Source organism: Candidatus Eremiobacteraceae bacterium (assembly GCA_035710745.1).
Lineage (GTDB): Bacteria > Vulcanimicrobiota > Vulcanimicrobiia > Eremiobacterales > Eremiobacteraceae > JANWLL01.
In genome coordinates this window covers 13513-25257 of the sequence record DASTCX010000025.1, presented here as the reverse complement: position 1 = coordinate 25257, position 11745 = coordinate 13513, and the positions used below count along the sequence as shown (strand labels likewise).

Sequence of the window (11745 nt, the reverse complement as noted above, 5' to 3'; positions counted from 1 at the left end):
AATGCCGCTGCGCAAACCCTACGTCGTCCAGATCTCCGACACGCATCTCTTCGAAGACCCTTCGACGCGCCTTTGGGGCGTGGCGCCGGAGCACCATGCGGACGAAGTCATCGACGCGGTCATCGCCGTCGCACCGGAGCCGGAACTCGTCCTCATCACCGGCGACTGTTCGGGTGACGGCAGTCTTGCTTCGTACGAGCGCCTCGGCAAGAAGATAGCGCGCTTCAACGCGCCCGCGTGCTTTTTGCCCGGCAATCATGACGATGCCGCGCTCATGGCGCGCCATCTCATGGGTAGGTCGCTCGACAAAGAGAAGCTCTGCTTCACACACGACGTGGCCGGCTGGCGCTTCATCATGCTCGACAGTTCGGTCCGCGGCGAAGACGCCGGCTGCATCGGCGACGCGCAGCGCGAATGGCTGCGCAACACGCTCGCCGCAGCCCCTCTGACGCCCGTCATCGTCGCGGTCCACCACAACCCGGTTCCGGTCGGCTCGAAGTGGCTCGATACGATGACGATCTCAGACGGCGCGGCGCTCCTCGCGATCCTCGACACGGCGCCGCAGGTGAAGGCGGTCCTCTTCGGCCACGTCCATCAAGATTTCGAAGATTATCGCGAGGGCACGCTTTACGCGAGCGTTCCGTCGACGTTCTTCCAGTTCAAGCCGCGGTCGAATGACTTCGGACGCGATGACGCCCGCGCCGGAGCGCGGCTCGTCAGGCTGGGCGACGGCAACGTCCTCTCGACGGTTCTGCGGGTGGGAGAGCCGGTACCGAGCCTCTAGGGCCAGTCGAAGATCGTCTCGACCATCCTGTCTTGGGCGTGCTGGAACGGCTTGAGCAAGCCGTTCGCGTCGTTGAACATGATGCTGAAGATGACGAGCCCGTGGTGCTTCGTCTGCGCATAGCCGCTGAAGGTCGACACGTGCCAGATGTAACCGTCTTTCGCGCGCACGCGTCCGACGGCATCCGAGCCGAGCAGATGGTGGCGCACGGTGCCGTTGATGCCGGCGAGCGCCAGCGCATCGATGAAGTCGTGGCCGGTGCTGCTGCGCGTCTCCCATTCGAGGATCGTCGTCAAGTCGTGCGGTGTCACGCGATCGCCCTGCGACAAGCCGCTGCCGTCGCCGTTATCGAGCGTCCGCGGATCGAGACCGAGGCTTCCGATGAACTTGCGCTCGACCGCTGCGCCGCCGTCGAACGTGCCTCGCTGATGAAATGCCGCGACGGGCAACATCTTGAAAAGGTGCTCCGCGATGAAGTTGTCGCTCGGCGGCATCATCTTCGCTATGATGTCGTGCAGCGGCGCCGAGTCGTGCGACCATAGTACGTGCAGGTCGAGCGGAGCGACGAAAGCCGGATCCTCGATATCGAGCATTCCCGCCTCCACTTCCGGACCCACCGCTGAACGGCCGACAGCGACTCCCTCGTCTGTCAGGAGCTGCACGAGCGTGCCCGTCGCGTAGGCGGACGAGTCCTCGACCGCGCAGCCGAATCGGAACGGCGCAGAGCCGAGCGGAAAGTGACCGACGATCTCGATCCGCGTGCTGCCCGGCGAGCGGAAGCAGTCGACGTCGTTCGTACCGCCGCTGGGCGTCGTCTTAGCATACGAGCTCACGGTCATGACGCCGCCGTTCGGCTCGATCGTCGCGATCACCGCATCGCCGGCCGCACCGCCCGGCGTCACGGTCACGTACGCCAGCCCTTCATCGACCGCAAGCGCTTGGATTGGCGGCTGATAATAGTACTGCATGTCATCCCAGGCCCAGTCGCTGCCGTAGCGCTGGCGGTCGAACACGCGGTCATCTGGTAAGACCGTTCCGGTGATGCGCGTGATGCCCGCGGCGACGACGGCTTTGGCTGCCCGTTCGAGATCCGCGCGCGATAACACGGGATCGCCCCCGCCGCGCAAGATGAGGTCACCCGAAAGAACACCGTTCTCGACCTTCCCCCGCTCGAGCAGGTCGGTCTGGTAGCGGAAATCGGGTCCGAGATATGCGAGTGCGCTCGCGGCGTCGACGAGCTTGAAGTTCGACGCCGGCGCGAATTCTTTATCGGCGTCCTGTGCGAAGAGCGTCTTCCCGCTCGCCGCATCGACGACCGAAACCCCGAGCGTCGCCGTCCTCATCGGATACTCCGCGTCGATCGAGCGCACGAGGCGTGCGAGAGCTGCGACATCTGCAGCGGTCGGCGGCGCGACGGACGCGAGCGCAGCGGCGATCAGTATCGTCAGCATCCCTCGTCCATTGAAGTCGAAGCGCCCTAGGCCCTGGGCGCGACGTCGCCACGCCCGTAATTCTCGGCACAATCGGGCAAAGCGGGCCCAGCGCGGCGCGAGCCGAACCGACGCGGCGATGATCGTCAACATGATCGTCGACCTTTCGGCGGAATCGTTCGAGACGCCGGACGAGTCGACGGTGCTGGCGGCCGCAGGCGTGAGCCTCGTCGGCCGCGAGGGCGCCGGTCCGGACGATATCGATTGGATCCGGCGGACGTTCCACGGCAAGTGGCACGAGGAATCTGCGGCGGGCTGGAACTGGTTCGCGCGAGCCGCGCTTGGTCCGGTCGGCTTCGCGGCCTACGCCCAGCGGAGCTTTCGCTTCTGGTGGCTCGACAAATGGTGGGATCGCGAGGACGTCGGCATCTTCGGACCGATGGGCGTCGACCGCAAGATGCGCGGACAGCACCTCGGCGTCGTCTTGGCCCGGCGCGCGCTCGGGTCGCTCAAGGCGATGGGCTATGCCCGGGCGCTCATTCCTGCGGTCGGTCCCATCGAATTTTACGAGAAATACTGCTACGCGCGGGTCGTCGAGCGCCTGGAAGGCCGGCCCTGACCAGCCGATAAGTAATGTAGTAGGCCGAGCGAAGCTCGGCTAGTTTCGTAACCTGACCGCTGTGGGGGAGTGGACGCGTGCCCAGATCGAGACGCTGGACAACCGAAGCAGGCGCCCAAGAGTCGGGGTTCGGGCGTGGGGCGACCAAATGGGAGCCGACGCTCGCATTTCCCAAGACGGGCATGCATCGCGCGACGATCGGCGACCGGATCTTCGCCGAGGTCCACATCGACGTCCGGGTACAGCAAGAGCGCGAGTCGGCGCGTTCGGACGCGTTCGACAGCTCGGGGGCGCGCAGCGGCGTGCCGTTCATCGAGAGCGTCGTCTACGATTACATAGGCGTACAGGACGCCAACACGCTCGTCTTGCGCGAGACCTCGCGCCAGGGCGAGCGCGTCGAGCGATCGATGCTCTACGTCCGGCTCAACGCCGACGGTCCGACGAAGATGCGTTTTCCCTCGGGCGTGCTCTCGATTGAGATCGACGACGAGCAAGTCGCGCAGGTGCGCTGGCTCGGCGCCTAAACGCGTCACAAGACCGAGCAAGGAATCTCCGGCGCGCCGACCCGAACCGTCGTGACGCTGTGCGCACCGAGATAAAGATCGGCGACTGCGTCGCGTCGCCAGGCGAGCTCTCCTTCGGAACCTTTGAAGGCGTCGCGCTGCCGACCGGCGGCAACGACCGGCTCGCGGTCGTCATCGCGCAGGGCAAGCGCGACGGTCCGACGCTCTGGCTCACGGCGAACATCCATGGCAACGAACTCGCCGGCATCAACGCCCTTCATCGCCTTCTGACGGCGGATCTGTGCAAGGCCATGACCGGCACGATCGTCGCGATTCCGAGTCTCAATCCCGCGGGCTTGCGGACGAACCGCCGCCACCCGTATTGGGATGACCGCGACCCGAACCGCACGTTCCCCGGCCGCAAACGAGGCGATGAGGAACCGCGCGAGCCGAGCGTCTTCGAGCGCCTTGCAGCCCGCCTGCTCGAATCGCTGCGCGAGTCGGCGGACTACTACGTCGACCTCCACTGCGCGTCGATCCAATCGGTAGGGTTCTCGATCCGCGACCGCGTGTTGTATAAGGATGAAGCGGAGCGCCCCAAAATGGAGGCGCTTTCCACAACGCTCGACACGATGGTCGGTGCGTTCGGCTTTCCGGCGGTCGTCGAATTCCCGTCCAAGACGTATATCGCGCGCGAGCTCCACAAGTCGACGACCGGAGCGGCGCTCCAGGAACTCCGTATCCCCGCCTTTACGGTCGAGCTCGGGATGCATTCGGCAGTCGACCGGCCAGTCGTCGCCGCTTGCGTCGTCGGCTTGCGCAACATGATGCGCTGGGCTGGGATGCTCGGCGGCGATCCTGAACCGATGCCCGCGTTGCCGCGTCCACCCGATGCTCGGGTGCGTCGTCGCGAAGATGGCCCGTACCCGCCTTCGGCCGGCATCCTCGACTTCAAAGTCGAGGCCGGCGCCTATATGAAGGAAGGCGGCGTCGTCGCCACGCTCTCCGACATGTGGGGTCGACCAGTCGCCGACGGCGAGATCAGCGTCGGACCGGACACGTGGATCATCGGCATCGAGGACGGCGTGCTCGCTTACCCTGGTTCGGCGATCGCCCACGTCGGCGTCATCGAACCCGCATCGCTCGTCGAACGGTGGCCGGATTGAGCCGATCGGCCGATACGGATAGAGGGGCCACCGCCGCCTTGGAGCTGGAAGGTTGACGCACATCATCGGGGTCATGCTCGGCGCCGTGCTCGCGACGAGCGCGGCGAACACGCACGAGATCGTCTCGATCTACGAGCACGCCGCCGATATCAACGCGGCGTGTTTTTCGCAGACGCCCGACCACACGACGTACGTCAGCACCGGCGACATCGACGCGATGTGGCTGCGCGACTCGAGCGCCCAAGCGATGTCGTATCTCAAGGACCGCCAGCTCATCCGAGGCGTTATCGCACGCCAAGAGCGGATGATCGCGCTCGACCCGCACGCGAACGCGTTCCATCGCGACTACAGCGTCGCGGAAGAGAAGTTCGAGCTCGATTCGCTCGCCTATCCGGTGCGGCTCGTCGATCGCTACGTCGACGTGACGGGCGATACGAGCGTCTACGATGCGAAGATGCACGGAGCGCTCCTCGTCATCTTGCGAACCCTCGCGGCAGAAGAAGATCACGCGCGCCTATCTTCCTATCATCGCAACGAGCATCCGGTCGCCGGGAACATCGGTCTGATCTGGAGCGCGTACCGGCCGAGCGACGATCCGCAGAGATTCAACTACAATGTCCCCGAGAACATGTTCGCAGCCGTCACGCTTCACACGATGGCGGAGATGCTCTCGCATCGTTACGGCGACAAAGGCAACGCCGAAAAAGCGAATCAGATGGCCGACCGCATCGAGGCGGCGCTTGCCAAACACGCGCGCTTCAAGACGCGCTACGGCACTATCTATGCGTACGAGATCGACGGGCTCGGACGCGCGAAATTCATGGACGACGCGAACATGCCGAGCTTGCTGTCGATGCCGCTGCTCGGCTACCCGTACGACCGCCAAGCGTACGCGAACACGCGGCGCTACGTTCTCAGTCCGGCGGATCCGTACTACTATCGCGGCCGTTTCGCATCCGGCGTCGGCTCGTCGCATACGCCGGGCGGCTTCGTCTGGCCGATGAGCCTCGTCGTCGAATACAAGACGAGTCCGTTCGCTTCCGATCGTGCGCGCATCATGCACGAACTTTCACGCTCGGATGCCGGCGACGGCGCGCTCCACGAATCGTTCGACGTCAACGACCCGAAGCGGTTCACGCGCGAACGATTCGGCTGGGTGAACGCATTGTTCGAACAAACGTTTAAACAGCCGACCGACTGATCTCGGCGCAGCACCGAGAAACAAAATTTCGTACCATCGCTCTAGGTCAGGGACTTTGGCCTCACGATTGGCGCGCGAGTCGGGACGAGATGCGTCCGCGTGATGAACATCAGTCGAATTTTGTGATTTCGGCGCCGCCAGTGAGGACTTCAGCCCCCGGTCCGCTATCCAGCGACTGCTTGCTAGGTCTTAAGACCCGAGAGGACGCGACCGATATGACCCAAAGTGCGGGGTCGGTCACGGAGGGCCGGCGTCACACGTAGATCGTTCTCGCGTGAAAGGTCAGTGTGTCTTGTTCCGTTTGAGTCTTCGAGTACTCACAACAGTTCTTGTTGCGTGCGCAGCATCGGCGTGCGGTCACATTTCGATGGTGACACCGCAAACGGCGCCGCCTGCCCAATTCGACAACAACAGCATGATGGCGCAGGGGTCGACACCTCCGAGCGGTCGACTGATGACCGATACGTGGTCGGGCATCCACCCGTTCCAAGTCTTCGACTACAACATCAGCTATCAAAAAGCACAGCAAGACGCGTATCGCTACGATTTCGTCTGGGGGACGGGGAAACCCGGAGCCTGGAAGTCCGGCAATTCATCGATCATCACGTCGTGGTACGCGCCCTTCGATGGCGACTTTACTCTCAAGCACAATCTGTCATGGTGGCTCGCGAATCACCCGAGCTGGGTCTTGTACCAGTGCGATAAGAAGAGGCTCGCCAACCTTGACGGGCTGAAGAACGTGCCGCTCGACATCTCCAATCCGGCGGTCGTGCACTGGCAGATGGCGACGTACTCGCCCACCTTAGAGGCGAACTACGACGCGCTCGCCGAGGATCTCGTCGGCCTCGACAACTCGACGTACGGCTGCGGCGTGTTCGTCAACGGCGTTTGGACGCCGCGTTTCAGCGGGCAGAAGGTCGATCCGGCGTGGACGAGCGCCGTCATCGCCTGGCACGCCTACGCGTATAAGTACTTGCATGGGTTGTCCAAGCCGATCTTGGTCGCCGTGAACACGGTGCCCGAAAGCCGGCCTTTCAACGACCCGGATGAAGTGGCGCTGATGAAGAGCGTCGACATCGTCGACGACGAGAGCAGCTTCACGGACTACGGCAACAGCTATGCGACGTGGCAGAAGGTCGCTCTGATCCTCCAGTGGATGAAGTACGCACAGAGCCAAGGCGTGGCGTACATCGTCGACGACAAGTGGAACACGAGCAAGCTCACGGAGCAGCAGTTCGATTGGGCTCTTGGCACCTACATGCTCGGCAAATACCACCAGGCGGCCCTATGGGTCGATCATTTGCCCGGCTACGGCCAAGAGTACTGGGTCAAGCAATACCGATCGAAGGTCGGCGGTCCATGCGGTGATGCTTATCCGGATCCGACCGATACCGGCGTGACGTACCGCAAGTTCACGACGTCGTTCATCGTGGTCAACGCTAGTTCGACGCAGAGCTACACCGTCACGCTGCCTCAGACGTCTTATACGGACATTTGGGGGAACGTGGTGACGAGCCCGCTCCATCTGACGCCGGATGACGCCGAAGTGCTCCTGACGACGGCAAACGGCTGCACATAGACCGTTCCATCGCACGCGAACCATCCCGACGATCGACCGCTCCACCTAAGAGGGGAGCGGTCGAGATTTATCTCGACCGCCGCGGTCTTTGTGCGCAGAAACATGTAGCGGTCGAGCTTTAGCTCGACCGCCGCGGCCTTCCCACATCCGATCGTCTAAGATCGTGTAGCGGTCGAGCTTTAGCTCGACCGCCGCGGCCTTTCGTGAGCTAACGCCACCGATCAAGGATTCCAGAGAACGCGTACTGCTCTCGATCCTTGACGAGATTTGCCCGCCTCGGATTCGCAAGAACGTACTCGACCGTCTCTCGGCACTCGTCGGCGTTCCGCACGATGCGCTCGTAATATCCGCGCTGCCAGGCGAAATGAGCGATCGACCGCCGAACCTTCGAGGTGATGCATGATCGGACGACGGCGATCACCTTCGAAAGGTGAACGCGCGGTTTGATGACGCGCAACACCATATGGACGTGATCGAACATGACCGCATAGGCGTACAGATAGTATAATTCCGACTGCCTGAAGTGCCGTAAACATTCGACGGCAACCGACGCGAAAAGCGGGTTTGCAAACACCGGCCTTCGGCGCGCGACGCAGAAGGTCACCGCATACGTCCGGTCCTGGCGATAGTCAACGGTTTCGAGGCGAGTCGGTGTCCGCGCGTGTCTCATCGTGCACCGCTTCACGTCCCCGCGCGTAACTGGAAAGGCCGCGGCGGTCGAGCTAAAGCTCGACCGCTACAGAACACAGGTTAAGCGGAAAGGCCGCGGCGGTCGAGCTAAAGCTCGACCGCTACAGGGCAAGCTCGTTATCTTTCGCTTACAAGCCCGTATAGACCGGGCCGCCGCCGCCTTCGGGCGGCACCCAATCGATGATCTGATACGGGTCCATGATGTCGCACGTCTTGCAGTGCACGCAATTCGCGAAATTGATCTGCAGGCGTTTGCCCGAGTCCTTGAAGCCCGCGAGGGTGAGTTCCGGTGAGCCGGCCGAGCGGGGCACCATCTCGTAGACGTTCGCCGGGCAGAAGTGCTCGCACGGGTTGCCGAACTCTTCCGCGCATCGAGTCGCGCACACCGTCGTATCGTGCACCTTGAGATGGCAGGGCGCGTTCTCTTCGTGATGCGTGCCGCTTTTGAATACGTCGTCGAGCTTGTTGAACGTCAGCTTGCCGTCGTACGTCGGCCGCTCGAAGCCGGGTACGTCGCGGCCGAAGTAGTCGACGAGCTTCTCCATGCGCGCGTAGCCGGCGACGCCGTTCAACCGATCCGCGTAACCGAAGCCGCGTCCGCCGGTCACGAGTCCGAGACCAACGTTGAGCATGCCGAAGAGCCGGCCCCGGTCGAAGCCTTGGTGGAAATTGCGGGCCGCGTATAGCTCGTCGCGCATCCACGAGTCCGCCATCCGCTTTTCGTAGGTAGCAAGGCGCGCGCTCGATGAATCGCCGGCGACGACCGCTTCGTAGAGCGTTTCCGCCGCGAGCATTCCCGACTTGATCGCCAGGTGTATCCCCTTCAACTTGAGCGGGTTGAGCGTTCCGGCCGAGTCGCCGACGAGGACGACGCCGTCGGCGTACGGGCGCGGCATCGCCCACCAGCCGCCTTCCGGGATCGCTTTCGCGCCGTAGCGGATCATCGTGCCTCCGCCGATGAGCCTCGAGACGCTCGGGTGTTGCTTGAACTTCTGGAATTCGGCATGCGGTTCGAGCTGAGGGTTCTTGTAGTCGAGGCCGACGACGTAGCCGACGTCCCAGATGTCGTTCGCCATCGAATAGATGAAGCCGCCGCCGAACGTCGCGTCGTCGAGCGGAGCGCCGAGGGTGTGGATGACCTGCCCCGCTGGCGTCGATCCTGCCGGCATCTGCCACAGCTCTTTGATGCCGATCGCGTAGACCTGCGGATTCTTGCCCGACGTGATTGGGAGCCGTTTTTCCAGCTGCTTTGCGAGCGTGCCGCGCGGGCCTTCGCCGAGGACCGTGACTTTCGCGACGAGATCTGCGCCCGGCTCGTAGTTGGGTTTCGGATTGCCTTCTTTGTCGAGCCCTTTGTCGCCGATGCGCACGCCGGTGACGCGCTCGCCATCCCATAGCAGTTCTTGTCCTGGGAACTCGGGGTAGACTTGCACGCCGAGGCCTTCCGCGACGGACGCCATCCATTTGACGATTTTGTTGAGGCTCGCGACGTATTTGCCGCGATTGTTCATCGGCGGCGGGATGATCGGCGCCGCGATGTGGCCCCCCTTGCTCATGAACCACAGCGCGTCGCTCGAAACGGGCGCTTCCACAGGGCAGCCCGCTGCGAGGAAGTCGCCGAGGAGCTCCTTTAAGCTGCGCGGATCGAGCACCGCGCCGGAGATCCCGTGATCGCCGATCGCCGCCGCTTTGTCGATGACGAGGATGTTCTCGGCCGACAGCTCCGGCCCGGGCTTGGTTCCGGCTTTTACCGCCTCGTTGTGGGCTGCGTAGAGCTGCGCGAGGCGGATGGCGCCGCCGAGGCTGGCTGGTCCGGCGCCGACGAAAAGGACGTCTACTTCAAGCGTGTCTCGTTCGCGCGCCACCCTGATCGATGCCTAAAGCAGCGGGCCGTTGGCTTGCGCAATGGTCGACTTGCCGTCCGATGCGTCCACTTCGTACTTGCCGCTCGGCAACGCCTTCGATTTGCCCGAGTAGGTCATGACGATGCTGATCGCCGCCATCTCGGTGCGCGCTGGGATCTTGATGGGGACCGCGACCTTGACAGGCGATGCGACCTTGTCGGTATCGTTCGTCGGCGGCGTGATGACGAAAGCGGCGATCGACATATCGTTCTTGCTCGCGTTCGTCGCGGAAAACGTCACATCGTAGTGAAGGCCGCTGCCGGGTGCCGCGATCGACGTGACCGCAACGTCGTCGATCGTGAGGCCGCCGGCGGGCCGCTTGCTGTCGAGCGGGGTGATGACCGGATCGGCATCGGTCGGAAAATCGATCGTGTCGGCGGCGAGCATCGTGCCCTTGCCGTCGCCGAACGTGAGCGAGAGCTGTTTCGTTTTCGACGGATCCTTCGGGCCGGCGATCGCGACGAGCGTCTCGACCGTATCTTGATTCGGCAGCGCTTGAAGCGATAGCTTCACGTGAGTCGGCGTGCCCTTGTCAGCTGCGACCGCGAGATCGGCGACGGGCATCGGCGTCTCATCCTGGTTGCCCAACGCGAACGTCACTTCGACGAGGCGCGGTGCCTTCACCGGATCGGCCGCATAGGCGTCGTACGCGAAACGCGCGCTCGCGCTGTCGACCGTGAGCGGCGTGTCGGGCGGCTCCGTCGCGCCGGGGGACCCGCCCCCGAACGGCGTCGCACCGTTGCCCTGGTACGGCGTGGGATTCGGCGCGCCCGGATACGGCGGCGCACCGCCGAACCCGGCGTTCGAGCTGCAAGACGCCACGAGAGCAGACGACGCGGCAGCGACAAGCGCCATCGCAACGATAGAACGGACGGACGATGATCGAAGCATAGACGCCGTAGATTCGGTGCGTCCGCAAACGCCGCCTCTCCGGGTTCGATGCGAGGGACGCACGCCGATATCGCTGCGCAATGAGAGCTCGGTTAGAAGAACGGGTTGTGCGCCTTCTCCTCACCGATCGTGCTCGGCGGGCCGTGCCCCGGGAAGACGACCGTCTCGTCGGGCAGCGCGAAGATCTTCTTCGACACCGAATGCATGAGGTCCGAGTAACCGAATCGGTCGCCGAACAGCCTACCGACCGAACCGGCGAAAAGCGTATCGCCGGTGAACACGCCGCCGCCGTATATGAAGCACGACGAGCCGTCCGTATGTCCTGGGGTGTAGAGCAGCCTGATCTCGCTCTTGCCGAACGGCAGCGTACCGCCGTCGTCGATTCCGATCGCCCCTTCAGCAGGCGATCCGACAGCCGGCGCGTCGTTGCGATGGATCACGACGCGCGCCTCGGGAAACGCACGGCGAACGTCGGAGAGGGCGTCGACGTGATCCTTGTGCTTGTGCGTCAACAAGATGTAGCGCACGGACACGGGACTCTTGCGCAGCGTCGAGATGATATTCTCCGGGCTTCCCCCGGGATCGACGAACGCCGCGACGCGTTCGTCGGCATCGATGATGAAGTAACCGTTGCTCGGATACGGCTCGTTGATCTGGTGGCCGAATCTCGCGTCGAGGTCGCGCGTCTCGGGCTTCCAGCGTTCGAGCCCGCTATCGACGAGCTTGTCGGCGTTGAGCTCGAGCGCCGCGGCGATCTTGCGCGACTCGTCCTCGGTCGGCTTTTGTTGATCGCCGATCAGCGCTTTCAACCGTGCCGACGCGATGCCGGTTCGCGACGCGAGCGCTTCCGCCGACGTCTTGTGACCCGCCGACGCCTTGCCGACGATGTCGCCGAACGTATCTTCGAGCCCGATGACGATGCGCATGTAGAATTGCTCCGTTCTCGTAAACGCATGACAAACTTCCCGAAAACGGGAA

General features: G+C 63.5%; 11 protein-coding genes. 6 read left to right on the top strand and 5 right to left on the bottom strand.

The features are described from left to right. Position 1: 1 nt before the first annotated feature. Positions 2 to 784, top strand: coding sequence for a phosphodiesterase (locus VFO25_09650; protein HET9343163.1), 783 nt, complete (start codon positions 2 to 4; stop codon positions 782 to 784). Here VFO25_09650 and dacB read toward each other — a convergent pair. Beyond that, positions 781 to 2367: a D-alanyl-D-alanine carboxypeptidase/D-alanyl-D-alanine-endopeptidase gene (dacB, locus tag VFO25_09645; protein HET9343162.1), complete on the bottom strand. Its 1587-nt coding sequence runs from the start codon at positions 2365 to 2367 to the stop codon at positions 781 to 783. The genes VFO25_09650 and dacB overlap by 4 nt on opposite strands. Between dacB and VFO25_09640 the strand changes: the two genes are divergently transcribed. From VFO25_09640 to VFO25_09620, 5 genes are all read left to right on the top strand, one after another. Beyond that, positions 2354 to 2833 (top strand): GNAT family N-acetyltransferase, encoded by a 480-nt coding sequence (locus VFO25_09640; GenBank protein HET9343161.1) that lies wholly within the window; start codon positions 2354 to 2356, stop codon positions 2831 to 2833. The two genes, dacB and VFO25_09640, sit on opposite strands and share 14 nt — an antisense overlap. Positions 2834 to 2910: 77 nt before the next feature. After that, positions 2911 to 3357: a hypothetical protein gene (locus VFO25_09635; protein ID HET9343160.1), complete on the top strand. Its 447-nt coding sequence runs from the start codon at positions 2911 to 2913 to the stop codon at positions 3355 to 3357. Between the two features lie 59 nt (positions 3358 to 3416). Beyond that, positions 3417 to 4502: a succinylglutamate desuccinylase/aspartoacylase family protein gene (locus VFO25_09630; protein HET9343159.1), complete on the top strand. Its 1086-nt coding sequence runs from the start codon at positions 3417 to 3419 to the stop codon at positions 4500 to 4502. Between the two features lie 52 nt (positions 4503 to 4554). Then, entirely contained in the window at positions 4555 to 5703 is a 1149-nt protein-coding gene (locus tag VFO25_09625) for a glycoside hydrolase family 125 protein (protein HET9343158.1), read from the top strand. Between the two features lie 454 nt (positions 5704 to 6157). Further along, positions 6158 to 7282, top strand: coding sequence for a hypothetical protein (locus VFO25_09620; protein HET9343157.1), 1125 nt, complete (start codon positions 6158 to 6160; stop codon positions 7280 to 7282). Positions 7283 to 7490: 208 nt separating this feature from the next. On the opposite strand, the gene VFO25_09615 is transcribed toward VFO25_09620, so the two are convergent. The 4 genes from VFO25_09615 to VFO25_09600 form a co-directional block, all read right to left on the bottom strand. Beyond that, positions 7491 to 7952: a transposase gene (locus VFO25_09615; protein ID HET9343156.1), complete on the bottom strand. Its 462-nt coding sequence runs from the start codon at positions 7950 to 7952 to the stop codon at positions 7491 to 7493. Positions 7953 to 8100: 148 nt separating this feature from the next. After that, positions 8101 to 9837: an electron transfer flavoprotein-ubiquinone oxidoreductase gene (locus VFO25_09610; GenBank protein ID HET9343155.1), complete on the bottom strand. Its 1737-nt coding sequence runs from the start codon at positions 9835 to 9837 to the stop codon at positions 8101 to 8103. Between the two features lie 12 nt (positions 9838 to 9849). After that, entirely contained in the window at positions 9850 to 10767 is a 918-nt protein-coding gene (locus VFO25_09605; protein HET9343154.1) for a hypothetical protein, read from the bottom strand. Positions 10768 to 10859: 92 nt separating this feature from the next. After that, positions 10860 to 11693: an MBL fold metallo-hydrolase gene (locus VFO25_09600; GenBank protein HET9343153.1), complete on the bottom strand. Its 834-nt coding sequence runs from the start codon at positions 11691 to 11693 to the stop codon at positions 10860 to 10862. Between the last annotated feature and the right edge of the window lie 52 nt (positions 11694 to 11745).

What these genes read in the sequence shown, in the direction of transcription:
- VFO25_09650 (HET9343163.1), top strand. Translation starts at nt 2, where the DNA reads ATGCCGCTGCGCAAACCCTACGTCGTCCAGATCTCCGACACGCATCTC.
- VFO25_09640 (HET9343161.1), top strand. Translation starts at nt 2,354, where the DNA reads ATGATCGTCAACATGATCGTCGACCTTTCGGCGGAATCGTTCGAGACG.
- dacB (HET9343162.1), bottom strand. Translation starts at nt 2,367, where the DNA reads ATGTTGACGATCATCGCCGCGTCGGTTCGGCTCGCGCCGCGCTGGGCC.
- VFO25_09620 (HET9343157.1), top strand. Translation starts at nt 6,158, where the DNA reads ATGACCGATACGTGGTCGGGCATCCACCCGTTCCAAGTCTTCGACTAC.
- VFO25_09615 (HET9343156.1), bottom strand. Translation starts at nt 7,952, where the DNA reads ATGAGACACGCGCGGACACCGACTCGCCTCGAAACCGTTGACTATCGC.
- VFO25_09605 (HET9343154.1), bottom strand. Translation starts at nt 10,767, where the DNA reads ATGCTTCGATCATCGTCCGTCCGTTCTATCGTTGCGATGGCGCTTGTC.
- VFO25_09600 (HET9343153.1), bottom strand. Translation starts at nt 11,693, where the DNA reads ATGCGCATCGTCATCGGGCTCGAAGATACGTTCGGCGACATCGTCGGC.